The sequence below is a fragment of the Duganella sp. 1411 genome, assembly GCF_017833525.1.
Classification (GTDB): Bacteria; Pseudomonadota; Gammaproteobacteria; order Burkholderiales; family Burkholderiaceae_D; genus Rugamonas.
The window spans coordinates 1,744,478-1,769,166 of sequence record NZ_JAFICD010000001.1 but is presented as its reverse complement, the minus strand read 5'-3'; the positions used below and the strand labels follow the sequence as shown (position 1 = coordinate 1,769,166).

Sequence of the window (24,689 nt, the reverse complement as noted above, 5' to 3'; positions counted from 1 at the left end):
CCATGCCGGTCGCGAACGGAATCCATTACGAGACCGAAGGTTCCCCGGGGCTGCCGGCGCTGTTGTTCTCCAATTCCCTCGGCACCACGCTGGAGATGTGGGATGCGCAGGCGCGGGAACTGAGCAAGGACTATCACGTCGTCCGCTACGACACGCGCGGACATGGCCGGTCATCCGATCCCGCTGGTCCGTACAGCCTTGCGCAGCTGGGCGGCGACGTGCTGGCGCTGATGGACCACTTAAGCATCAGCCACGCGCATTTTTGCGGGTTGTCGATGGGCGGGCTGACCGCGCAGTGGCTCGGCGTGTACGCGTACGACAGGATCGATAAACTGGTGATCGCCAATTCGGCCGCGCGCGTCGGCACGGCGGATGGCTGGCGGCAGCGGGCGCGGATGGCGCGCGAGGAGGGATTGGCCGGCATCGCCGATGGCGCGGCCGGGCGCTGGTTCACGCCGGATTTCGTCGCCCGCGAGCCGGAACGCGTGGCCGCGCTGGTGGCGGCCCTGCGGCAGGGGAACGTGGACGGCTACGCGGCCTGCTGCGAGGCGCTGGCCGTCGCCGACCTGCGCGAGAAAATCGCCACGATACCCAATGCGACGCTGATCATCGCCGGCGCGCACGACCCGGTGACGACACCGGTCGATGCCGCCTTCATGCAACAAAAGATCAAGGACGCGGCCACCGTCACGCTGGCCGCGTCCCATATCTCGAACATCGAAGCGCCCCAAGCCTTCAATCAGGCGCTGGCGGCGTTCCTGCGCTGATTAAGGCTGCGGGTCCCATCCGGCGCCGCCGTTCCATGCGGAGAACACCAGCGCGCGGTTGGCGAAACCCGCCGCGACATCGGTTGCGCTCAACTGGAAGCCGCCCACGCGCGCGGCCAGGTTGATCGGATCGCCGCCCAGCGTGGTGCTGCCGTACTCGCGCCAGCCGCTGGCCGCCGTCGGCACCACCGGATTCGGCGCCGGCTGGCCGTTGACACCCGCGCCGGCCCAGCCGGCGGTGGCGATGTGGTTATCCATCTTGGTATTGATGAAGGCGATGTTGTCCCACGTCGAGGTCCCGCCCGGACTGCGCGCCAGCCAGGTGGCGCCGGCCGGCACGTCGCCGTGCAGCGGACCCGGACCGGGGCCGTGCGTCAGGCTGCTGTTGAGGAAGACGAAGCCCTTGTCCGTGGCGTTGGGCACGCGTGCCTGCAGCACGTAGCCGCCGCCGGTCGCGCTGGTGGTGTCGCCGACCGAGCGGATTTCGCTTTCCTCGAACAGCGCCGCGCGGCTGCCACCCCAGATGAAGTCCACGTTCCCCGCCACCAGGCTGCGGTAGAACCAGGCGTAGCCCTTGAGGTTCAGCGTATCCTGCTCGCTGAAGAAGGCGGCGTTCTTCGCCACCAGCCGGCCGCTGTCGTTGTTGAAGTAGATCGCCTCCGCCTGGGCCGAGATGGCGCTGGAGCGCAGCGTCGTGTTGCGCAGCGTGAGCGTGTCGATGGTCAGCATGTCGGCCGCTTCCACCAGCATCACCGGGCGGCCGCCTGAAGTCGCCGCGCTGTCGGCGGGCTGGCTGCCGCCGGTGCCGCTGTTTAAGCTGTCGTAGTTGGTGTACTGGATGACGGCGCCGTCGCGGCTTTCGCCCACCAGCGTGACGTTGTTTTTGCCGCGCAGGTAAAGCAGCTCGGTATAGGTGCCGTTGCGCACGGTGATCGTCAGCGGATCATTGACCGCCACGTCCTTCATCGCATAATTGAGCGCCGCCTGCACGGAGCTGAAGTCGGCGTCGTCGGCCGCGCCCACGGTCACGCTGGCGGCGCCCGGCGCCGGTCCCGAGGCGCGCGTGGTGAACGACCAGTCACCCAGTTTGCCGATGCCGACGAACGGGATGCCGCCCAGCGAGGTGCCGGTGAACACGCCGTTGGAGATGGCGACGTAGTACTCGGTGCCGTAATCGAGCTTGTTGCTGTGCGGTTTGATCGTCACCGTATTGCCGCTGATCGTGACCGGCGTGGTGTTGACCTTGCGGACCGTGGCCTGGCCGGCGTAGCCCAGGATATCCGTCTCGCCGGTCAAGCGGATGACGTCGACCAGCGCGTCGTCGCTCTTGCGGAAGATGCGGATGCTGCCGCCGGCGCCCAGGGTCGGCGCGGTATCGAAGGTCAGCTTGAGCGGGGCGTCGACGTGGGCCGAAGCGGCGGCGGCGGCCGGCTGCGTGGCGCCGCCCAGCGGATAGGCCTGCGACGGCTGCACGAACTGAGGGCTGATGGTGGCCGCGATGGTCCGCTGCAGCGTGGGATCCGATGCGCTGGTGACGGTGATCGTCGCGGTGCCGGCGCCGACGGGCGTGAGCGTCAGCGTGCCGCCGTTGACGGCGACGGCGGCCACACCCGGCTTGCTGGAGGCGGCCGTGTAGCTATCCTGTGTGCCGTCCGGTTTGACGGCGGTGACGTTGATGGCCAGCGGCGTGTCGCCCACCTCGGCGATGTAGGCCACCGACGATGGATTGAGCGTCAGCTGCGCGGGTTTGAGCGACGGGTCGCCGATGCGCACGTCGTCGATCTGGAACGACTTGTTGGTGGTGTACAGCCCCACCAGACCGCGTTCGGCGAACGACGCGTCGGTCACGGTGCCCAGCGCCTCGCCGTCCAGGTAGACGGTGAGGGCGGTGCCGATCATTTCGAAGCGCACCGTGTAGAACTGGGCGTCCATCAGGATCGGTTTTTTCGCCTGTTTGGGACGCGACAGCGTGGCGTTGAGCATGCGGGCGATCTCCACCTGCGTGCTGGCGGTGCTGCTTTGCACGTTCAGGCCGGCGCCGTACCAGTTGTTGGCGTCCTTGTAGCGCGTGATCAGATACAGCTGCTTGTTGCCGGTGGTGCTGTTGGTCATCGGCTTGATGCGGGCCTCGACGTAGTAGTCGGCCGACGGCACGGCGGCCAGCGCGGCGGGCTTGAGCAGCGCCAGCACGCCGCCGGTGGTGGCGGCGGTGTACTGCATCACCAGGTTGGTCGCGCCGACGCTTTCGGCCTTGACGCTGAAGCTGCCGTTGGCGCCGGCCACCGGCAGCAGGTTCCAGTTGGCGGTGCCGCCGTTCTGGAAGTCGTCGCAGAAGTAGAGTCCCGTGGGCGGGCAGTTCAGCGTGACGGTGGTGTCGGGCGTGACGTCGCCGCTGCCGGTGATGGTGGTGGTCAGCTTGCCGTCGCCGGCCTGTGCCAGCGCGTTGGCCTTGACCAGCGCCAGCGGACGCGCGGTGTACGCGTACGGCGCGGTGAAGGTGACGTTGAGCGGCACTGTGCAGCCGCTCAGCGGCGCGCCGTTGAGCGCCGAGCCGGTGTCCTTGAAGGTGCCCCGGATGGTGCCGCCTATCGGTTCGATGACGTCGCGGCAGCGCAGCGCGGCAGCTCCGCCGGCGATCTCGAACACGTTGTTGTGCGACAGGATCTGCGAAGCGTGGCCCACGCCGATCGAGTATTCGTGCGGATAGACCGGATTCGTCTTGCTGCCCACGAAGTAGTTGTTGAACATGTGGACCTGGCCGTAGCGCACGCGCGGCGAGCGGCTGACGACATCGCGGAAGACGTTGTTGCTGAAGCTGACGTGCAGCTTGCCCGCGTCGGCGGGGTCGTTGTCGCTGGAGCCGATCAGGTTATTTTTACGGTGCTGACCGAAGACGTTATACGACACGGTCACGTAATCCGACGCCTTGGTGATGTCGACCGAACCGTCGTGGCATTGCTTGACCTGGCCGTTCTCGATCGGCAGCAGGTCGTCGGTCATGGCGCCGTCGGTGAAGGTGTTGTGGTCGACCCAGACGTGATCCGAGGTGGTCACGCCGATGGCGTCGAAGGCCGAGTTCCAGTTGCCCAGGGCGCCGTCGTTCGGGTCCCAGATCGGACCGACGTCGCACGGGTTGACGATCTTCAGGTTGCGGATGATGACCTGCGAGACGCCGGCGACGACGATATGGCCGTTGACGATGCCGGCGCCCGCGCCGTCGCCGATCAGCGTGGTGTTGCTGGGCAGGCGTATCAGGCCGCGGCTGGCCTGGTCGCCGGTGTTCGCGTAGGGCACGCCCTCGCTCATATCGATGGTGCCGCGCAGCTTGACGATCTTCGGATTGGCGGCGCCGCGCCGAAGCGCAGCGACCAATTCGGCGCGATTGGTGGCGGTGTAGATCTGCGACGGGATCGCGGCGGACCCGCCGACGGTGCCGCCGGCCTGGCCGGCGAAGCCGTCGGCGGGCGCGGTTTGCAGCGCGGAATCGATGGCGGCGGCGCTGACGGCGGTGGCCGCGAACAGCGATAAAGATACGGCCAGTGAACAGGACAGGCGTAGCGCGGCCCTGAAACGAGTCAGTTTCATTGAATGCTCCTTGTTTGGGTGGGCGTTGTTAGCGCGGTGTCGCGGCGTCGCGGCGGCGGCGGGCCAGCATGCCGATGCCGACCAGGCCGGCCAGCATCATCCACGCGGCATCCGGTTCGGGCACCGGCGCCACCGGTCCTTGCAAGGTGATCGCGGTCGTCAGCGCGCTGAAGTCGCCGTTCCAGGCCACGTCCGTCAGGTCGATCGAGATGGTGTGGCCGTTGACGATGCTGAGCACCGGCGTGCCGCTGGTGGGGCCGGCATCGAGCACGCTGAAGCCGGTGATGGGCGCGGCCAGGGTGGCGCCAAAATCGAAGCTGGCGCTGTAGGCGCCGGCGGGCAGGGCGCCGTTGTTGAAGATGGTCAGGCGGCCGTCGGGGGCGAAGTCGAACGCCAGCAGGTAGTCGCGGCTCAGGAATTCGGCGCCCGGCTCGATCGGATCGAGGGCGCTGACATTGCTGCCCGCTTCATCGGCGAACAGGTGGTCGGCGCCCAGCATGCCGCCGGGCTGGCCGTTGTAGCTGGCGGTGATGATCGCGTTGTGCAGCGGATCGGCGGCCGCGTGCGCGGCGCCGGCGGCCAGCGCGAAACATGCGGCGGCCACGGCTTTGTGTAGTGAGGTGTGCATTTTGTCTCCAGATATTGGGTTCAACAACGCCGGTCTTTGCCGGTCGCCGGTCGGCACACCTCGCGTATGCCGTGCCACCGAGAGGAGGACGCAGGAAGCGCCGAGCTCGCGGTTGGTCAAAAATCTGTCGTACAGGTGGTGTTACGGGAAGGCGATGTAAGTTTGCTAATTCCTGTGGTCAATTCTACGGTGGTCTGACCAATCACGCAAGGTGGACTGGCCAATAAAACCCGCAGCATGTTCGAACGCAAGTTATCGCTATGAATAGAAACTATAGCAATCGAAAACCGATAAATTTTAACGATGAGTTACCCGTATTTTCGTGCGAATAATCAACTTTTCGCGGCTGCAGCCCGCTAAAAATGGTGCTTCTAGGGAAAATTATTGGTAGAATTGTGCTGTGAGGAATCTCCCTACAGGAGTCGATGATGATTATGATAAATGCCATAGGTGGCGCCACCCGGTTTGCGGATGTGATCGCACAGGCGGCGCTCGACCCTAACAAGAAGCGCGAGCCATCCACCGACATGCAAAATGTCGAGCTGAACGCTTCCGTTGCTGCTTATTTATCGTTGCCTGGCTTTAACGCCCCGGCGCAAGTCGACTCCAGCGATGCCACCAATGCCGTCAGCGCCGCCGACAAGGCCAGCGCGATGGTCAAGGCCGTCAACGAATCCGATGACGACGGCCTGAAGCAGGCGTTGAAACAGTTCGACGACGGCCTGAAGCGCCTGGCGCTGCGTCCGGAAACCCAGATCTTCCAAGCCAAGTTCGGTCTCGATAACGACACGCCGGAAAACTTGGTGTCGCCGGAGCCTTTGCCCGGCGTGGGCGAAGACGGCGTGCTAGGCCTGCGCGACAAGAATCACCAGGCGGCCGACTTGAACAACGACGGCAAGATCAGCGAAGAAGAGCGCCGCCGCTATCAGCTGCCGATCACCTATCGCAGCAGCGAGCGCTCGACCGACGCGCTGGTCGACGGTCCGTCCGCGTTCTCGCTGACCGAAGCCAATCGCGCCTACGGCGTGGTGGCGGCCGCGCTGGCCTGATCCCGCCTCAAGCATCTATCAGAAAGGGCTTTGCCACGACGGCAAAGCCCTTTTTTTATGGGCGCGCCGCCGGGGTGCGCCCGCCGCTCAATAGCCGTAGATCAATTTATAGGCCAGCTCCGGCGAGAACGCGCCGGCCGCCGCCGCGCAACCGTCCGCCTCGCCCGGCGATTTGATCCACAACGTCATTTCCGGCTGGCTGCCGGCCGGGTTGATGCGCGAGGTCACACCGATCTTGCGGCCGGCCGGGTCGCACCACTGGGTGCCGTTGGGACCGTTGCCATTGCGGCTGGTATCGACGACGAACGGTTTGCCGTAGCCCTTTTGCTGCTGCAGCGCGTTGCTCACGGCGATGCCGTAGGCGTTGCTTTCGGCGTCGGTGCGGTAGTTCGACACGTTGAGCGAAAAACCGTGGGCGTTGGCGATGCCGGCGTTGGCCAGGCGGGTCGCCGCTTCGGCCGGCGCCAGCCACGAGCTGTTGCCGATGTCGAGGTAGAGCGAGGTCTGCGTCGCCAGGTTCTTGAACTGCGTCACCGCGTACTGGAACAGTTGCAGGCGCGCGGCCTTGCCGTTGGCGTCGAGGCAATCGAGCTGGGGCAGCGCGTCCGGCTCCAGCACGACGATCGCCTGGCGGTTACCCAACGCGCTGGCGAACGCCCGTATCCAATCCTGGTAGGCCGCCAGCGAGCCGGCGCCGCCGGCGCTGGCTTGGCCGCAGTCGCGCGCGGGAATGTTGTAGGCCACCAGCACCGGAATCCGGTTGGCCGCCGCCGCCGCGCCCACGTAGCCGCCGACGGCGCTGCCGATGTCGCCGCTCCAGCCGCCGAACCACCTGGCGCCCGGTTGATTGGCGATGCGGTTGGCGATATCGGCGGCGCGGCCGTCGCTCGGGTTGGCCCGGGCCCAGACCGCCGCGCTCGACTGCGGATCGACGTACAGGCCGGTGGCCGCGTTGGCGGCGCCGGTGGCGGCCAGCAGCAAGGCCAACGTGGGTTGTATTAGTGTCTTGATCATGGTGCAGTCTCCGGTGGGGTAGCCGCGCTGTGGCCGGCGGTCGGTGGGTTGCGATTTGCATTAAATGCAAGAAAATTATACATAGATGTTTCAATTGCAGCCGCACCCAACGATACGCGGCGCACCGAACAAAAAACGACACCGCGCCCGGAAAAAATGCGAACATGTGGTCAAATGACTATCTGATCTTTGAAGACGTTGGACATCGGGCCACGGGTGGGAGACGCTCGTCCCGGACATAACGGGAGCTGGTTATGGTAAAACGATATAGGGGTCCGGCCGCGCGGGCGGGGGTGATGGCGGTCGTCGCCGCCGGTTTGAGCGCGTGCGCGCTCGGCCCCAACTTCAAGACGCCGGAGCCGCCGGCGGCCGCCACGGATCGCTACACGCCGGCACCGCTGGCGGCGCGCACCGCGTCGGCCCCGGCGTCCAATGCCGCCGGCGCGGTCCAGCAGTTTTCGATGGGGCAGGACATACCGGCCCAGTGGTGGACGGTGTTCCGCTCGCCGGCGCTGGACCAGTTGATCCGCAACGCCTTGGCGCAGAACCCGAGCATGGCGGCGGCCGAGGCGACGCTGCGCCAGGCGCAGGAAAACTACGCCGCGCAGGCGGGCAACCTGGTTTGGCCGGCGGTCAACGGCCAACTGGGCGTGTCGCGCCAGAAGGCCGGCGCGGCCGGCACCGGCACCGGCGGCGCGGCCGGCGTCTTCAATCTGTATAACGCCTCGGTCAATGTCTCGTACACGCCGGACGTCTTCGGCGCCACCCGCCGCACGCTGGAGGCGGCGCGGGCGACGGTCGACTACCAACGCTTCCAGGTCGAGGCGACCTACCTGGCCTTGAGCGCCAACGTGGTGACGACGGCGATCCAGGAGGCCTCGCTGCGGGCGCAGATCCAGGCCACGCGCGAGGTGCTCGACGCCTTGAACAAACAGCTCGGCGTGATCGAGAAGCAGTTCGAGTTCGGCGCCATACCGCGCACCACGGTACTGAGCCAGCGCAATCAGGTGGCGCAGGTCGCGGCCACCTTGCCGCCGCTGGAGAAGGCGCTGGCGCACAGCCGCCATCAGCTCTCGGTCCTGGCGGGCAAGCTGCCCAGCGAGGCCGGCATGCCGGAATTCGCGCTCGACACACTGACCTTGCCCGAGACGCTGCCGGTGTCGCTGCCGTCGGCGCTGGTGCGCCAGCGTCCCGACATCCGCGCCAGCGAGGAATTGCTGCACCAGGCCAGCGCCTTGATCGGCGTGGCGACGGCGGCGCAGTATCCGCAGTTCACCCTGAGCGGCAGCTATGGCGCCTCCAGCCCGACCTTCGGCAACCTGTTCGAGGCCAACAGCGCGGTATGGAGCCTGGCGGCCGGGCTGGCGGCGCCGATCTTCAACGGCGGCGCGTTGAGCGCCCAGCGCCGCGCGGCCGAGGCGGCGTATGACGCGGCGGCGGCGCAGTACCGGGCGACGTTGCTGACGGCGTTCCAGAACGTCGCCGACAGCCTGCGCGCGCTCGATACGGACGCGCAGGCGCTCAAGGCGCAGGCCGAGGCGGAGGCCTTGGCCGCCGAATCGCTGGCGCTGGCCACCGAGCAGTACAAACTCGGCGCGATCAGCTATCTGGCGCTGCTCGACGCCCAGCGCAGCTATCAGCAGGCGCATATCAACCTGGTGCAGGCGCAGGCCGCCCGCTACGCCGACACGGCGGCGCTGTTCCAGGCGCTGGGCGGCGGCTGGTGGAACCGCGCCGACGGCGTGCCGGCCGCCGCGCCGGTGTCGGCGGCGCCGTCGATCAGCAAAAGTCCGTAGCGGCGCGCCCGCGAGTCGATGCAAGACCGGATTTTGTCGGACATCCCAAAAACGCAGGAGACTGATTCATGACCAAGCGTATGCTCATCATGGTAGGGTGCGTGATCCTACTGATCGCCGTACTGGCCTTTGGAAAATATCTGCAGATTCAAAAACTTATCGCCAGCTCGCCCAAGCCGGGCGCGCAGACGGTCACCGCGATCAAGGTGCCGGTGGTGGAATGGCAGCCGCAGCTCACCGCCGTCGGCACGCTGGTGCCGGTGCGCGGCGTCGACGTGACCACCGAAATCGCCGGCATGGTGCGCAAGGTGAATTTCAAGTCCGGCGACGAGGTCAAGGCGGGCCAGGTGCTGTTCGAAATGAACGCCGAATCGGATATCGCCCAACTGCGCTCGCTGCAGGCGGCGGCCGACCTGGCGGCGACGGTGCTCAAGCGCGACAAGCTGCAGCTGGCGGCGCAAGCCATCAGCCAGGCGCAGGTCGATAACGACGAGGCGGACCTGAAAAGCCGCAAGGCGCTGACGGCGCAGCAGCAGGCGCTGGTCGACAAGAAAACCATCCGCGCGCCGTTCGCCGGCAAGCTGGGGATCACCGCCGTCAATCCCGGCCAGTACCTGAACCCGGGCGACACGCTGGTGACCCTGCAAACCATCGATACCGTGTACGTCGATTTCTTCGTGCCGCAAAAGCAGATCGCCGGCCTGTCGATCGGCCAGAAGCTCAACTTGAGCAGCGACGCCTGGCCCGGCGTGGCCTTCCCCGCCAAGGTGACGTCGATCAGTCCCAAGGTCGACGCGGCCACCCGCAACGTGCAGGTGCAGGCGACGGTGGCCAACGCCAAGCGCCAGCTGTTGCCGGGCATGTTCGCCAACGTCAGTTTGGATCAGGGCGAGCTGAAAAAATACCTGACCTTGCCGCAGACGGCCATCACCTACAATCCGTATGGCTCGACGGTGTTCGTGCTGGCGCCGGCCAAGGCGCAAAACGGCAAGGAGCCGCCGAAGGATGACAAGGGCAATGCGCAACTGGTGGCGCAGGAGGTGTTCGTCACCACCGGGCCGACCCGCGGCGACCAGGTGGCCGTCCTCACCGGCATCAAGGAGGGCCAGACCGTGGTCACCAGCGGCCAGCTGAAACTGAAGAATGGCACGCCGGCCGTGATCAACAACACGGTGCAGCCGTCCAACAGCCCGAACCCGACGCCGCAAGAACATTGAGGACGGTGCCATGAACTTTACCGACATCTTCATCAAACGCCCGGTGCTGGCGAGCGTCATCAGCCTGCTGATCGTGGTGCTGGGCCTGCGCTCGCTGTTCAGCCTTCCGATCAACCAGTACCCGAAAACGCAGAACGCCGTGGTCACCATTTCGACCACCTACTACGGCGCCGACGCCGCCACCGTGGCCGGCTTCATCACGCAGCCGCTGGAGGCGGCCATCGCGCAGGCGCAGGGCATCGATTACCTGTCCTCGTCGAGCAACAGCGGCGTGTCGACGATCACCGCGACCCTGCTGCTCAATTACGACTCCAACCGCGCGCTGACCGAGATCACCACGCAGGTCAACTCGGTGCGCAACCAGCTGCCGCAACAGGCGCAGCAACCGGTGCTGACGGTGCAGATGGGCCAGACCACGGACGCGATGTACATGGGCTTTTACAGCGACACGCTGCCGACCAACAACGTCACCGATTTCCTGGCGCGGGTGGTCAAGCCCAAGCTCGATTCGATCCAGGGCGTGCAGACGGCCGAGCTGCTGGGCGCGCGCCAGTTCGCGCTGCGCGCCTGGCTCGACGCCGGCAAGATGGCGGCGCACGGCGTCACCGCGACGGACGTCAGCGCGGCGCTGGCGTCCAACAACTACCTGGCCGGCCTGGGCTCGACCAAGGGCCAGATGGTCAGCGTGCCGCTGACCGCCGGCACCGACCTGCACACGGTGGAGGAATTCAAGGCGCTGGCCGTCAAGCAGAGCGGCGGCGCCATCGTGCGGCTGGAGGATGTCGCCAACGTCACCTTGGGGTCGGAGAACTATGACTTCAACGTCGCCTTCAGCGGCGTGCGCTCGGTGTTCATCGGTATCAAGGTGGCGCCGGAGGCCAACATCCTGGAGGTGGCCACGCGCGTGCGCGAGGCCTTCCCGGCGATCAAGGAGCAGCTGCCCACGGGCCTGACCGGGGAGATCGTCTACGATTCGACGGAGTTCATCAACACCTCCATCCACGAGGTGATCATGACGCTGGTCGAGGCGCTGCTGATCGTGACGGTGGTGATCTATCTGTTCCTGGGCAGCCTGCGGGCGGTGATCGTGCCGGTGATCGCCATGCCGCTGTCGCTGATCGGCACCTTCTTCATGATGCTGATGCTGGGGTATTCGATCAATCTATTGACCTTGCTGGCCATCGTGCTGGCGATCGGCCTGGTGGTCGACGACGCCATCATCGTGGTGGAAAACGTCGACCGCCACATGAAGGCCGGCATGAAGCCGTTCGACGCCGCCATCCTCGCCGCGCGCGAGTTGGGCAGCCCGATCCTGGCGATGACGGTGGTGCTGATCGCCGTGTACGTGCCGATCGGCTTCCAGGGCGGCTTGACGGGCGCGCTGTTCACCGAGTTCGCGTTCACGCTGGCCGGCGCGGTGGCGGTGTCGGGCATCGTCGCGCTGACCTTGTCGCCGATGATGTGCGCCTACGTGTTCGACCCCAAGCAGGACCAGGGGAAGTTCGTCAAGGCCATCGACCGCGTGTTCGAGAAGGTCCACAACGGCTACCTGCGGCTGCTCCATAGCCTGCTCAACACCTGGGCGGTGCTGATCGTGCTGGGTGTGATCCTGAGCGCGCTGCTGGGTGTGATGTTCAAGATGTCGCAGTCGGAACTGGCGCCGGAGGAGGACCAGGGCATCGTGCTGTCGCAGGTGGTCGGCGCGCCGACCGCCACCTCGGACCAGATGCAGGCCTACGCCAAGCAGATTTTCGATATCGCCAAGGCGCTGCCGGAGTACGACCAGATGTTCCAGATCACGGGGGTACCAACCACCAACGCCGGCATCGGCGGGGTGCTGTTCAAGCCGTGGGACAAGCGTGGCCGCTCGGCCGCCGAGATCCAGCGCGAGCTGCAGCAGAAGTGGGGCACCGTCGCCGGCGGCCGCGTGGCGGCGTTCCAGTTCCCGGCGCTGCCGGGCAGCTCGGGCCTGCCGGTGCAGTTTGTCATCACCACCACCGAGCCGTTCGAGAACCTCAACAACGTCGCGCACGCGGTGCTGGACAAGGCCAACAAGGACGGCAAGTTCTACTTCGCCGACGTCGACCTCAAGATCGATTCGCCGCAGGCCAAGGTGGTGGTCGACCGCGACAAGCTCAGTACCCTGGGCTTGACGCAACAGGACTTCGGCAACGCCATGGCGGCGGCGCTGGGCGGCGGCTACGTCAACTACTTCTCGATCTCCGGCCGCTCGTACAAGGTGATACCGCAGGTGCGCCAGGTCGACCGCCTCAATCCGTCGGATGTGCTGAATTTCTACATCAAGACGCCCAACGGCGGCATGATCCCGGCCAGCACCGTGGCCAGCATCCAGTACAGCGTGCAGCCGGAATCGGTCACGCGCTTCCAGCAGCTCAATTCGGCCACCATCTCCGGCGTCAGCGGGGCGTCGCAGGGCGAGATCCTGGAATACCTGCGCAACGCCGTGCGCGAAGTGGCGCCGGCCGGCTACACGGTCGATTATTCCGGCTCGTCGCGCCAGTTCATGACCGAATCGGGCGGCTTCGTCATGACCATGGCCTTCGCCGTGGTCATCGTGTTCCTGGCGCTGGCGGCGCAGTTCGAGAGCTTCCGCGATCCGATCGTGATCCTGTTCTCGGTGCCGATGGCGCTGTTCGGCGCGATGACCTTCATCTTCCTCGGCTTCGCCTCGATCAATATTTATACGCAGGTGGGGCTGGTGACATTGATGGGATTGATCTCCAAGCATGGTATCCTGATCGTCGAAGTGGCGAACCACTTGCGAGCGGCCGGAAAGAGCAAGCGCGAAGCGATCGAGGAAGCCTCCGCCACCCGTCTGCGGCCGATTTTGATGACCACGGCCGCCATGGTGTTCGGCGTGGTGCCGCTGGTGATCGCCTCCGGCGCCGGCGCCGCCGGCCGGCACGCGATGGGATTGGTGATTTTCACCGGGCTGTCGATCGGCACGCTGTTTACGCTGTTCGTGGTGCCGGCGATGTACATGCTGTTGGCGGGGGAGCACAAGGCCGAGGCGCCTGCCGGAGAACGTCCGGCGTCGCCGGCGCAAGCGCACGCGCCCGGATAATAAGAAACTGAAGAGACCACTGTACACCTTTATGCCTGATTTAGAGAAGATGCTGGGCGGCCGGCTGGCCTGGTTGGCCGCCCGGCGCAAGCGAAGCAAGGAAGAAGTCATTCTCTTGTTGATGTGCTCATTGAGCATACCGAGCATCCTGCCGTTCGGTATCTACCGGCTGCTGCAGGGCAGCTGGATCTCCGCCGCCGTCGATCTGGCGCTGGTGGGGGCGATGCTGGCGGTGATTGTCCACGTGCTGCGCACCGGTCGTTACAAGGCCGCCAGCCTGGGCGTGACGCTGTTTTATTCGGCCGGCATGCTGGCCACCATCCATCTGCGCGGCTTGTCGCTGGTGTACTGGGTCTATCCGACCATGATCGCCGCCTATTTCATGCTGCGGCCGGCCGTGGCGCTGGCGATCAACAGCGTGTCGATGCTGGTGCTGGTGGCGATCCTGCTGCGCGAGCTGGAGTTGCTCAACCTGTTCACGGTGGTGGTGACGATCTCGCTGGTCAACCTGTTCGCCTACATCTTCTCGCATCGCACCGGATTGCAGAACCAGGAACTGCACACGGAGGTCGAGCGCGACTTCCTGACGGGCGTCGGCAACCGCCGCGCGCTGGATCGCAAGCTCGAGGCCTACGCCGGCGAGCGCAGGCCGCATCTGGAATCGAGCCTGCTGCTGCTGGACCTGGACCACTTCAAGCAGGTCAACGACCAGCACGGACACGCGACCGGCGACCAGGTGCTGGTGCGCCTGTGCCAATTGATGCGCAACCACACGCGGTCATCGGACCGGATCTTCCGCTACGGCGGCGAGGAATTCGCCATCATCGCCACCGGCGCGGGGCTGAGCGCGGCCAGTCGCCTGGCCGAGGGCCTGCGCGCCGCCGTCGCCGCCGAGCCGCTGATCGAAGGGCATCCGATCACCGTGTCGATCGGCGTGGCGGGCATGGACAAAGCGGGCAAGCCGGCCGACTGGCTGATGCGCGCCGATAAAATGCTGTATGCGGCCAAGCAGGCCGGCCGCAATGCCGTGAGGGTGGACAGCCTCGCGCCACCGGTGGAGAATACGGAACAGGTCTGAGCGCGGGAGGCTGTATGAGGCGGATGATGGTGGCGGGGCTGTTGGTGGTGGCGGTGACCGCGCCGGCCGGCGCGCAGCAGGCGCCGGAACCGCCCATGCCGGCGGCGCTGGAGGCGGCGCCCGCCGGCGGGCCGACTGGCTTGACCGACGCTGTGATCAGGAAGGCCGTGCGCGAGACCGTGGCCGAGGACGCGCGGTCGGGCGTTGGCGTCAGTCGGGATGCCGGCACCCTTAGCGCCGGCACGACGCAAAGAATCATGACCGCCGCGTTCGAGGAAGCCAAGGTGCCCGATTGCCTGCATGGAGACGCGCTTAAGCATCAACCGGCCAAGATAGGCGCCATCGGCGTCGCCGGGCCGTATTCGCTGCCGTGGGTGATCGCGGCGGCGCTGCGTGGTAAATGCCTGTGACGCTGTCTACTTTTTCAGATGCTGCTGGCAATGTCGGCCATCGATGAGCCGCTGACGGCGCATGCATGGCGGATTACGCTGCGCTAATCCGCCCTACGTGGTTGAGGGATGTCGGCGTCGAGCGCTTCGAGGATGGCGGCCAGCAGCGCCTGCGGCTGATAGTGCAGCCGTTCCGGCGTCAGCCCGAGCCGCACCAGCACCAGCTCCCTGGACGGGACGATGGCGATCGACTGGCCGTCCTGGCCCAGCATCCAGTACGTGTCGGCGGGGAGTTTGAAGGCCAGGTCGGGGTTTTGTCCCGGCGGTCCCTGGCGCCAGACCTGGCCCTGGCCGTACCGGCCGCCCGACGCCGGCGCCGGCTGCGACATCGCCGCCACGAATCCGTCCGGCAGGATGCGCTTGCCCTGCCAGACGCCGTCCTGCAGCAGGAACTGGCCGAAGCGCGCCCAGTCATGGGTGCTGGCAAACATGTAGCTGGAGCCGACCAGATTGCCGCGCGCGTCGGCCTCGATCAACGCGCTGCTCATGCCCAGCGGCGCAAACAGCCGGTCGTGCGGCAGCGACAGCACCGCCACCGACGTCGGGCCGTTCTTTGCCGCGCTGCCCGTGCGCGCGCCCGCCGCCGCGCGCTGCCAGATGCGCGACAGCAGCATCGCGGTGCCGCTCGAATCGTTCCATGCCGTGCCGGCCGCCTGCATCAGCGGCTGCGCGGCCGCGTAGGCCGCCATGTCCGGCTCCAGATACAGCATGCGCGTGAGGTCGGAGACGCCGCCCGCGGTTTCGTCGAAGCGCAAGCCGCTGCTCATCGCCATCAGGTGCGGCAACGCGATGCGCGACCTGCCGTCCGCGCCCTCCGGCCAGAAGCCGCTTTGTTGCGGCGACAAGCGGCCCTCGGCGATCTGCATGCCCACCAGCGCGGCGTTGACGGTCTTGGTCAGCGACCAGCCGGGCAGCGGAGTGCGCGGCGTGAAGCCGTCGCCGAAGCGCTGCGCGACCAGCCGGCCGCGGTGGATCACGGCGATGCCGCGCACGCCGGGGCCGGCCAGCGCATCCTGGTTGACCAGCGCCTGGAGCGCCGGCGCCGTCTCCGCCATCGAGCCGGTCGGCCAGGGCACGCTGGGCGAGGGCGACCAGATCTTGATCGGCACAAAATTGTACAGCGAGGCTTGCGCCACGTCGCCGTCCGGCGCCACCGCGCAGCCGGTGCCGGGGCGATACACCGCGACGCCGCCGCCGATCACGCCGAACAAATCGGCCCGTACCAGCTTGCGCTGCTGGTCGATGTTTATCTTGAGGTGTTTGAGTATCGGATGGCCGGGGGCCTGGACATCGTCGGCCAGCACGCGGGCGGCCTCGCGCCCGGCGACGAAGACGTTGGAGCACACGGTTTTGGCGGCGTAGGCGGCGCCGATGCGCAGCAGTTCCGGCGGATTGGCGATCAGCGCCCAGGCGGCGCCGGCCAGCAGGATCAGGATGACGCCAACGGCCAGCAGCAAACGGAACAACAGCCGTGGGATCGCGCGAGCCGCCATCTACACCCTTGCCATGACGGCGTCGAAAGCTGTGTCGTGATCTGAAACAGGGTGGGGCATGTCATCTTCCGCTAAAGGCTTCGCTTTGATTATGCCTACAACAACCGCTGAATACAACGGGCGCACGAACAACGAGTGACCGAAAAATAGAGGCCGGCGCCGGTGTTGCATCCGGCGCCGGCACTCATGGTCAGAAGCTGGTCGACAGGCCCATATACAGCGTGCGGCGCGCGCCATACTGCGGCGCGCCGACGCCGACGCCGGAACCATCGCGCAGCAGATAGGTTTTGTCGAACACGTTGAGCATCGCCAGGCGACCCTCGACATTGCCGACCGGCGTGTTCTTCCAGTTATGCGTCAGCGACAGGTTGGTCGTCACGTAGTTCGGCAGGGCGCCGGAATTGGGCGCGCCGCCGTCGGGCGTCATCCGCAGGCCGCTGCCATACAGGAAATCGCCGCTGACCTGCGACTCGCCCCAGTGGTAGTGGGCGCCGCCGGACACCGTGTACGTCTGGTCGTGGTCGACGTAGATGTAGTGGTTGGCGATGTACGCCAGTTCGTCGGGCGCGAACAGCGACTGGCCGGAGGTGATGTTCTGCCCCTTGGCGCGCTGCGAGGTCACGTTGAGGAAGCCGCCCCAGTTTTTCTCGTTGTAGACGGCCGACAGCTCCAGCCCCTTGGCGTAGCCGCGGTCGTAGTTAAACGGCGACAGGATCAGCGCCTGCCCGAACTGGCCCTCGTCGAGCATGTTGCGGATCTTCTTGTAGTAGGCGTCCGCCGTGACGGTCAACTGCTCGTTGAACTTGTGGCTCAGGCCCACGTCGTAGTAGTTGGTGCGTTCGGCCTTGACGTTGTCGGACACCGGCACCTCCGGCGCGTTCGACGTGCCGGCGTATTTGTCGATGCTGGCCTGCGCCGCCAGTTCCTGCGGCGGCGGGGTGAAGTAGCGCGAATAGCCGGCGTGCAGCGACGTGTCCTTGGCCAGCTGGTACGCCAGGTTCACGCGCGGGCTCCACTGATGCTCGTTGATGAAGGCCGATACCTTGTCGTAGCGCAGGCCGTAGTTCAGCGTCAGCGGCGCACCGATATGCCATTCGTCCTGCACGTAGATGCTCGACAGCTTGCCGGTCTGGCTGCTGTTATCGATGATGGTGCGCGGGTCGGTGCTGGCCTGCGTGCCGTCGTCGTTCATGTCGAACACGGCGACGCTGTTGTCGCTGTGGGTGTTCTGGCGCGAGTAGGCCAGGCCGCCGCGCACGGTGTGGGCGTCGTTCAGTTTATAGCTGGTGTCGAACTGCACGCCGCTCGAGGAGTTCGAGCGCAGGGTGTTGGAGCCGACGCCGTTGTAGACCAGGTCCCCCACCGGGTCCGGCGTGTAATGCAGCTCGGAGTACTGGTGGAAGGCCGAGACTTGGTAATTCAGGTCGCCCAAGCTTTTTTGCAGCGACAGCACCAGGAAGCGGTTGACCTCGCGCTGGTGTTCGTTGAGCTGCGACGACGCCAGCGCGCTGGTGCCGGCGGCGGCGTCGCTCTGGCCCGTCAGCGAAAACGCCGGCGCCTGGTCCGGGTTGTTCGGGATCTGGAAGCGGCCGTTGTAGGTGCCGAACATCAGGCCCAAACGGGTCTGGTCGTCCAGGAACCAGGACAGGGAACCGAACGACTTGGCCTGTTTGGTGCGGTTGTGGATGGCGTCGCGGCTTGGCAGCGGGTTTTCGATGCCCATGTCGTTCTTCAGATAGCTGCCCGACAGGTAGTAGTTGAACGCGCCCTGGGTGCCGAAGAATTCCGCGCTCGGTTCGACGTAATCGTGGCTGCCCACCAGCACGCCGACGCGGCCGCCGGATTTCGGCAGGCCTTCCTTGGTCTGGATATCGACGATGCCGGCGGTGCGCAGGCCGAATTGCGCCGGCAGCGCGCCGGTGATGAAATCGGTCTGCTGCACGAAGCGGGTGTCGATCGACTGGCCGAAGCCGCTGATACTCTCCGGCAGCTGCACGCCGTTGATGCGGTATTGGATGTTGGCGTGATCGTCGCGCACGTGGATCGAGCCCGAGGCCTTGGAATCCTGGGCCACGCCCGGGAGCCGCAGCAGCACTTCGTTGAACGGCGTGTTGTCGCCCTGGCCCAGCTGGTCGATCATGTGGCGGTCGATCGAATAGACGGTGGTGCCGACGTTGGGCGAGAGGTCGATACGCGAGCTTTTCAGATGCCCAACCACGTCGACCTGCTGCATCGGCGCGGCGGTGGGGTTGTCGGCGTCGTCGGCATGGGCGTGGGTGGCGTAGAAAGCGGCGGCCAGCAGCAATGGCAGGGTGCGGAGTTGTGGGGTGTGTTGCATGTTCAATCCTTGAATGTTCAGGCGCGGGCGGCCGCCGGCCTGCCGGATCGTGTCGGGCAGGCGCGCGGGTACGTCGGGTCGCGCAATGGGCGTTACAGGTGTTTCAGGTACGTGCGGTCAGGAGAGAACAGCGGCGGGCGGGGCGTGCGAAGGGGGAGTGAGGTAGCCGGCGCGGGCGATCCAGATGTCGCGCGGCAGGGCGTCGACGGCGTAGGTGAGCAGGAAAGTCACCGGCGCCACGGCGGCCGGCGGCGGCGGGGCGCCGAACGGCATGTCGGTGACCGCGCACGCCGTGCAATCGTTTTTGTGGTCGTCGGTGTAGGCGTGGCTGTGCGAGACAGCCCCGATTAGTTGCAGCGCGAGAAACACCAGCACGAACAGCATCACCACGCGCTGGTAGCGCGTGTTGCGATGCTGGGTGGCCGGCGAGAGGGTTATTGCGTGCATAGCGGCGATTTTACAGGGGTTCGGCGCAAACAGACAACGCCTATTCACGGTGCCGCGGCGCGCCGCGCCCTCAGTGCTGGCTATGACCGTGGTCGCCCACCAGGCCGCGGCGCGTGGCCAGCACCACCGCGTGGGTGCGCGCCGTCGCGCCGAGTTTGTCGAACAGACCCTTGACGTGGGTTTTGACGGTGCCCACGCCGATCCCCAGTTCGCGCGCGATCGACTTGTTGCACTGGCCCTGGGCCAGCAATTGCAGCACGTCGGTCTCGCGGCTGGTCAGGCCGATGCGGGTGAAGCTGTCGGCCACGCAGCGGCTCAGGTCCGCGCTCAGGTAGCGCATGCCCCGGCCCAGCGCGCGCACCGCCGCCAGCAGCTGGTCGGCGGCGCTGTTTTGCAGCAGGTAGCCTTGCACGCCCGCCATCATGGCCGTGCGCACCTCCCATTCGCGGTCCAGCTGCGTGACGATCAGCACCGCCGGCTGGCTTCCGTCCTGGGCATGCAGGGCATTGCCGCGGCGGCGCATGTATTCCAGGCCGGCCTTGTGGTCGAGGATGACGACGTCGGCGCCGTCGTCGATGGCATCGGCGCCGGCCGCGCGCACGCAGATGCCGGCGCCGGCGCCGAGCAGCGCGGCCAGGCCGGCGTTGACGATGGCGTCCGCGTGCGCCGCCACCACGTTGATCGTGTCGCCCTGATGGATGATGGCGCCCGTCCCATTGCTACCGCCCACGGCCATCTGCGGCCAGGTTTTGCTATCGAGTCGCATGTCGTTTCTCCCAAATGAACGTCTGACTAAAATCGGTTGTGGTCCGCCGGACTGGCCGGCAGCACCAGCCGGCGCCGGCCGAACAGGCGCGCGTCGAGCGCGTAGGCGCCGGGCCCCAGCAGCACCAGCGCGGCGGCGGTGAGGGCGCCGACGATGCACGGCGGCGCGTGCCCCCAGCCGGATTGGGCGAGGCAGAGCAGCTGCCACAGCGCGCCGAGGGCGCCGGCCACCGGCGTCAGCACGCCCAGCGCCAGCGCCACGGCCAGCGAGACGGCCAGCGACAGCGGCAGCCACGCCATGGCGGCCGGCAGCATCGCGGACCACCACGGCGCCGCCTCGGCGCACAACGTCTCCGTCAGCAGTTGCAGCGCCACGGCCAGCCGCAACAGCAGCAGGCCGGCGCCGGCGCCGCCACGCGGAAAACTGCTACTGAATCCACGCATGTCTGTTCGGTCCCCGCGCTGTTGGCATTGTCGGAGCAAGCTTAAACCCTCTTGCCGCTTTTGCCACGACCCGATCCGGGGGGTACACCCTACCTAGATGTGGGTATGTTCAATCCCCCGCGCGTGTGGCATCGTGGCGGCCAATAACCGAGCGCCCGGGGCGTCCACTGGCACAATGGCAGGGGCGCCGCCGGCGGTTCGCGGGGTAGAGTTTGGGTTTTAAGGAGCCAGCCATGAAGATTTATATCGTGTCGATCGCCACCGGCCTGCTGGTCGGGATCATTTACGGATTTTTGAACGTGCGTTCGCCGGCGCCGCCGGTCATCGCGCTGGTCGGCCTGCTGGGCATCCTGCTCGGCGAACAGGTGCCGCCGCTGCTGCGCCAGTTGTGGCAACCGCAAGCCAAACAAGTGTCCTGGATCGACGATCAGGTCAAGCCGCACTGCTTCGGCCAGCTGCCGGGCGCGCAGGACGCCAACGAAACGAAAAGGAAAGCATGATGAGCACCACCACCCACGCCGCCCCCGACCTGATTTTGCACCGGGGCTTGTTCACCACGCTGGACCGCGCCAATCCGCACGCGGAGGCGGTGGCCATCAAGGACGGCCGCTTCACCCACGTCGGCCGCGCCAACGAGATCATGGCGCTGGCCGGTCCGGCCACCCGGGTCATCGACCTGGGTGGCAAGCGCGCGTTGCCGGGCCTGATCGACAACCACTGCCACATCATCCGCGGCGGCCTCAATTTCAATCTCGAGCTGCGCTGGGACGGTGTGCGCAGCCTGGCCGACGCCATGGGCATGCTCAAGGCGCAGGTGGCGATCACCCCGGCGCCGCAGTGGGTGCGCGTGGTGGGCGGCTTCACCGAACATCAATTCGCCGAGAAGCGCCTGCCCACCATCGCCGAATTAAACGCGGTGGCGCCGGACACGCCGGTGTTCATCCTGCACCTGTACGACCGCGCCTTGCTGAACGGCGCCGCGCTGCGCGCCGTCGGCTACGACAAGAACACGCCGGCGCCGCACGGCGGCGAGATCCTGCGCGACGCCGCCGGCAATCCGACCGGCCTGCTGCTGGCCAAGCCCAACGCCGCCGTCCTGTACCAGACCCTGGCCAAGGGGCCTAAGCTGCCGCTGGAGTACCAGGTCAACTCGACCCGCCACTTCATGCGCGAACTCAATCGCCTCGGCGTGACGGGCGCGATCGACGCCGGCGGCGGCTTCCAGAACTATCCCGAGGATTACCAGGTGATCCAGCAGCTGGCCGACGCCCAGCAGCTGACGATACGCCTGGCCTACAACCTGTTCACGCAAAAGCCGCAACAGGAGAAGGAGGATTTCCTCAACTGGACCCAGAGCGTGACCTACCAGCAGGGCGACGACTACTTCCGCCACAACGGCGCCGGCGAGATGCTGACCTTCTCGGCGGCCGACTTCGAGGACTTCCGCCAGCCGCGCCCCGACATGGCGGACAATATGGAGGACGACCTGGAAGGCGTGGTGCGGGTGCTGGCGCAGAACCGCTGGCCGTGGCGCATGCACGCCACCTACGACGAAACCATCAGCCGCGCGCTGGACGTGTTCGAGAAGGTCAACCAGGAAATTCCGCTGGCAGGCCTGAACTGGTTCTTCGACCACGCCGAAACCATCTCCGACCAGTCGATCGACCGCATCGCCGCGCTGGGCGGCGGCGTCGCCGTGCAGCACCGCATGGCCTACCAGGGCGAATACTTCGTCGAGCGCTATGGCCACGGCGCGGCCGAGGCCACGCCGCCGGTCAAGAAGATCCTCGAGGCCGGCGTCAAGGTCTCCGCCGGCACCGACGCCACCCGCGTCGCCTCGTACAACCCGTGGGTGTCGCTGGCGTGGATGATCACCGGTAAAACCGTGGGCGGCATGCAGCTGTACCCGCGCGCCAATTGCCTGGACCGCGAGACGGCGCTGCGCATGTGGACCGAGAACACCACCTGGTTCTCGAACGAAGAGGGCAAGAAGGGCCGCATCGAGGTGGGCCAGCTGGCCGACCTGATCGTGCCGGACAAGGATTTCTACGCCTGCGCCGAAAGCGAAATCGCCGACATGTCGTCGCGCCTGACCATCGTCGGCGGCAAGATCGTCTACGCGGCGGGGGAGTTCGCCGCCCACGACGAGGCGCCGCCGCCGGCCATGCCCGACTGGTCGCCGGTGCGCCGCTTCGGCGGTTACGCCGGCTGGGGTGAGCAGATCGGCAACAACCGCGCCGCGCTCAAGGAGCTGGAACAGCGCAAGCGCCAGCAGGCGCAATTGCGCGAGCAGCAGGCCGCCTGCGGCTGCGCGCACCAGTGCAATGTGCACGGCCACCAGCATGCCACCGCGTGGACCAGCAAGCTGCCGATCGCCGATCTGAAAAGCTTCTGGGGCGCGCTGGGCTGCGCCTGCTGGGCGGTGTGAGATGACTTTTCCCGCTTTTTTACGCGCGCCATGGGTGCGCTGGACCGGCCTGTTGCTGCTGTGCTCAGCGTATCTGCAGGGCGGCATCGACAAGCTGGCCGACTTCGGCGGCGCCGTCGCCGAGATGCGGCACTTCGGCGTGTCGCCGCCGGCGCCGATGGCCGCCTTGGTGATCGGCGGCGAAATCGGCGCCTCGCTGATGATACTGGCCGGCTTTTACCGCTGGCTCGGCGCCGGCTACCTGGCCGTGTTCACGCTGATGGCCACCTTCATGGCCAACCGCTTTTGGGAGGTGACCGGGCCGGCCCGCTTCATGGCCGAAAACGGCTTCTTCGAACACCTCGGCCTGACCGGCGCCTTCGTGCTGGTGGCCTGGTACGATATTCAGAAAGGTAAGGATGGAACGCGGTGATATCAAACAAGGCGTCACGCTGGGCTTTTTGGCTGGCTACGTCGACACGCTGGGCTTTATCGGCCTGTTCGGATTGTTCACCGCCCACGTGACGGGCAACTTCGTGCTGATCGGGCGCTCGGTGGTGCAGGCGGCGCCGGAGATCTTCCTCAAGCTGCTGGTGTTTCCGGTGTTCATGCTGTTCGTGGCGATCGCGCGGTTGCTGATCCTGCGCTGGCAACGCACCGGCGCCAAGCAGCTGCGCAACAGCTTCCTGACCCAGTTGCTGCTGATGGTGGCGACGGTGGCCTGCGCCTGGCTGGCGGCGCCGATCGTCTCGGCCGATGCCCCGCTGAGCATGGCGACCGGGATGCTGTGCGCGGGCGCCATGGCGGTGCAAAACGCCTACGGCAAGCTGCTGTTGGGCAAGGCAGCCGCCACCACCGTCATGACCGGCAACGTCACGCAACTGGTGATCGATCTGGTGGACTCGGCGCGCGGCGACCCCGACGCCATGGGCCGCTGCAAAAAGCTGATCTGGCCGGTGCTGGCGTTCGCGCTCGGCTGCATGAGCGGCGCGCTGATGTTCGTCGCGGTCGGCTTCAACGGCCTGCTGCTGCCGTGCCTGCTGTTGCTGTGGCTGGCGATCTCGGCGCAGGACTGATCGATCACTTTGCCGGTATGTGATCTACCGGCTGATAAGTTGTCCCGTCGTAAACATCGCTTGTCAGCCGGCCGTCGTGCTTCCTTATTCGCATGTTAAACAAGCGTGGTCCGGTCTCTTGCATGCCACCACAGTTTTGCGTGTGACGTTCGCGCACTATCATTTCGAAGTATGACGGTTTCTCGACAACATCGATTACGCCGCATTCGTCTTTGATTGTCGTCAGGCGAAATTTGTGTATGGCGTCGGTGGCTAGTTTGATGGCCTCGTCTTTGGTTTTTATTTGCCCGGAGACCGCGTACGTCGAGGCAAGAAGCACTAAGAGCGGCAGGTAGTGAAGTGGTTTCATGGGGTGTCCAGGTAGTTATTTGCTAACCAGCGGCACGATGTGTGAACGAATGATAGATTTTAATTTGCTCGCGTAAAGCGGGTCGGTTGCATACCCATGGCTAGCTACAGCCTCGGCGAATCTTTCAGGATCGTTACGATAAGCCAAAGCAGTAGGATATTTTCGTTGTATTAGGGACGCGTAATCGGCGGCGGCTTCGGCGTAGTCGGTATAAGCACGAAATTCGTCGGTGACGCTTATTCGTTGCCCGGACAGCGTGACTTCATGCGTTGAAAACGTCGTCGAGCGGCCCGACTCGGATTTGCCTTTGATACCAAAGTAGGCGTTGTCCTTGACCGATCTGCCCCAGTTGCTTTCAAGCGCTGATTGAGCAAGTATTACCTCGGCTGGAATGCTCGTACGGGTGGAGACAGTTCTTGCATCGCTGATGTGTAGTGCGACAAAATGGGCGACATGAGCTGGCTGCGGCTTGGGGTGGTGCTTGTGGCTACGCGTTTTTGCGGTCCCGTGCGAGTGTTTTGACATGAGCGATCTCCGATCCGGTTGAAGTAGCCAGATTGAATTGTTTCAAATACTTGTTGTTGATTTCGCTCAGGATTCATCTGCCACTACGGGGGGGCCGAGCCTTGACCGGCGGGGTCGCCATCGACTGTGGCGCAACCTTCCTCCATCCGACTTCCACCCTCGGCGGCTAGGGAAAAC

21 protein-coding genes are annotated in these 24,689 nt (G+C 65.9%); 11 read left to right on the top strand and 10 right to left on the bottom strand.

Annotation, left to right across the window (positions count from 1 at the left end; genetic code table 11):
* Positions 1-2 precede the first annotated feature (2 nt).
* Complete coding sequence (gene pcaD, locus JOD97_RS07130) at positions 3-767, top strand: 3-oxoadipate enol-lactonase (protein ID WP_209714636.1); 765 nt, start codon at positions 3-5, stop codon at positions 765-767.
* Here the strand turns inward: pcaD and JOD97_RS07125 are convergent, their stop codons facing one another.
* Positions 768-4,352 (bottom strand): pectinesterase family protein, encoded by a 3,585-nt coding sequence (locus JOD97_RS07125; protein WP_209714634.1) that lies wholly within the window; start codon positions 4,350-4,352, stop codon positions 768-770.
* 28 nt (positions 4,353-4,380) lie between these two features.
* A complete protein-coding gene (locus tag JOD97_RS07120; RefSeq protein ID WP_209714633.1) occupies positions 4,381-4,980 on the bottom strand; it encodes a PEP-CTERM sorting domain-containing protein in 600 nt (199 codons plus the stop codon).
* A gap of 428 nt (positions 4,981-5,408) precedes the next feature.
* Here JOD97_RS07120 and JOD97_RS07115 point away from each other — a divergent pair, with 428 nt between their 5' ends.
* Positions 5,409-6,029: a hypothetical protein gene (locus tag JOD97_RS07115; RefSeq protein ID WP_209714631.1), complete on the top strand. Its 621-nt coding sequence runs from the start codon at positions 5,409-5,411 to the stop codon at positions 6,027-6,029.
* Positions 6,030-6,116: 87 nt separating this feature from the next.
* Here JOD97_RS07115 and JOD97_RS07110 read toward each other — a convergent pair whose 3' ends face one another.
* Positions 6,117-7,043 (bottom strand): glycoside hydrolase family 6 protein, encoded by a 927-nt coding sequence (locus JOD97_RS07110; RefSeq protein WP_209714629.1) that lies wholly within the window; start codon positions 7,041-7,043, stop codon positions 6,117-6,119.
* Between the two features lie 254 nt (positions 7,044-7,297).
* Between JOD97_RS07110 and JOD97_RS07105 the strand changes: the two genes are divergently transcribed.
* From JOD97_RS07105 to JOD97_RS07085, 5 genes are all read left to right on the top strand, one after another.
* Positions 7,298-8,839: an efflux transporter outer membrane subunit gene (locus tag JOD97_RS07105; protein ID WP_209714627.1), complete on the top strand. Its 1,542-nt coding sequence runs from the start codon at positions 7,298-7,300 to the stop codon at positions 8,837-8,839.
* Positions 8,840-8,907: 68 nt separating this feature from the next.
* A complete protein-coding gene (locus JOD97_RS07100; RefSeq protein WP_209714625.1) occupies positions 8,908-10,056 on the top strand; it encodes an efflux RND transporter periplasmic adaptor subunit in 1,149 nt (382 codons plus the stop codon).
* A 10-nt stretch (positions 10,057-10,066) separates the two neighbouring features.
* A complete protein-coding gene (locus JOD97_RS07095; protein WP_209714623.1) occupies positions 10,067-13,141 on the top strand; it encodes an efflux RND transporter permease subunit in 3,075 nt (1,024 codons plus the stop codon).
* Between the two features lie 31 nt (positions 13,142-13,172).
* Positions 13,173-14,219 (top strand): GGDEF domain-containing protein, encoded by a 1,047-nt coding sequence (locus JOD97_RS07090; protein ID WP_209714621.1) that lies wholly within the window; start codon positions 13,173-13,175, stop codon positions 14,217-14,219.
* 14 nt (positions 14,220-14,233) lie between these two features.
* Positions 14,234-14,629, top strand: coding sequence for a hypothetical protein (locus JOD97_RS07085; RefSeq protein WP_209714619.1), 396 nt, complete (start codon positions 14,234-14,236; stop codon positions 14,627-14,629).
* An 83-nt stretch (positions 14,630-14,712) separates the two neighbouring features.
* Here the strand turns inward: JOD97_RS07085 and JOD97_RS07080 are convergent, their stop codons facing one another.
* From JOD97_RS07080 to JOD97_RS07060, 5 genes are all read right to left on the bottom strand, one after another.
* On the bottom strand, positions 14,713-16,161 hold the full coding sequence (locus tag JOD97_RS07080) for a serine hydrolase (protein WP_209714617.1): 1,449 nt from the start codon (positions 16,159-16,161) through the stop codon (positions 14,713-14,715).
* Between the two features lie 190 nt (positions 16,162-16,351).
* A complete protein-coding gene (locus JOD97_RS07075; RefSeq protein ID WP_209714615.1) occupies positions 16,352-18,499 on the bottom strand; it encodes a TonB-dependent receptor in 2,148 nt (715 codons plus the stop codon).
* Positions 18,500-18,616: 117 nt separating this feature from the next.
* Entirely contained in the window at positions 18,617-18,946 is a 330-nt protein-coding gene (locus JOD97_RS07070; RefSeq protein ID WP_229264214.1) for a hypothetical protein, read from the bottom strand.
* Positions 18,947-19,016: 70 nt separating this feature from the next.
* Positions 19,017-19,712: a response regulator transcription factor gene (locus JOD97_RS07065; RefSeq protein WP_209714613.1), complete on the bottom strand. Its 696-nt coding sequence runs from the start codon at positions 19,710-19,712 to the stop codon at positions 19,017-19,019.
* Between the two features lie 26 nt (positions 19,713-19,738).
* The gene (locus JOD97_RS07060) at positions 19,739-20,155 is read right to left on the bottom strand and encodes a hypothetical protein (protein WP_209714611.1); all 417 of its coding nucleotides are present in this window, start codon (positions 20,153-20,155) and stop codon (positions 19,739-19,741) included.
* Positions 20,156-20,388: 233 nt separating this feature from the next.
* Between JOD97_RS07060 and JOD97_RS07055 the strand changes: the two genes are divergently transcribed.
* Genes JOD97_RS07055 through JOD97_RS07040 form a run of 4 tightly spaced genes read left to right on the top strand, consistent with a single transcriptional unit; the run spans position 20,389 to position 23,638 of the window.
* Positions 20,389-20,655 (top strand): DUF1427 family protein, encoded by a 267-nt coding sequence (locus JOD97_RS07055; protein WP_209714609.1) that lies wholly within the window; start codon positions 20,389-20,391, stop codon positions 20,653-20,655.
* A complete protein-coding gene (locus JOD97_RS07050; protein ID WP_209714607.1) occupies positions 20,655-22,583 on the top strand; it encodes an amidohydrolase in 1,929 nt (642 codons plus the stop codon). Before JOD97_RS07055 ends, JOD97_RS07050 begins: the two co-directional genes overlap by 1 nt.
* Position 22,584: 1 nt before the next feature.
* Positions 22,585-22,995: a DoxX family protein gene (locus JOD97_RS07045; protein ID WP_209714605.1), complete on the top strand. Its 411-nt coding sequence runs from the start codon at positions 22,585-22,587 to the stop codon at positions 22,993-22,995.
* Positions 22,982-23,638 (top strand): YoaK family protein, encoded by a 657-nt coding sequence (locus tag JOD97_RS07040; RefSeq protein ID WP_209714603.1) that lies wholly within the window; start codon positions 22,982-22,984, stop codon positions 23,636-23,638. The genes JOD97_RS07045 and JOD97_RS07040 overlap by 14 nt, the downstream gene beginning before the upstream one ends.
* A 4-nt stretch (positions 23,639-23,642) precedes the next feature.
* Here JOD97_RS07040 and JOD97_RS07035 read toward each other — a convergent pair whose 3' ends face one another.
* Positions 23,643-23,987: a hypothetical protein gene (locus tag JOD97_RS07035; protein ID WP_209714601.1), complete on the bottom strand. Its 345-nt coding sequence runs from the start codon at positions 23,985-23,987 to the stop codon at positions 23,643-23,645.
* A 15-nt stretch (positions 23,988-24,002) separates the two neighbouring features.
* Positions 24,003-24,512 (bottom strand): glycoside hydrolase family 73 protein, encoded by a 510-nt coding sequence (locus JOD97_RS07030; RefSeq protein WP_209714599.1) that lies wholly within the window; start codon positions 24,510-24,512, stop codon positions 24,003-24,005.
* Positions 24,513-24,689: the final 177 nt, after the last annotated feature.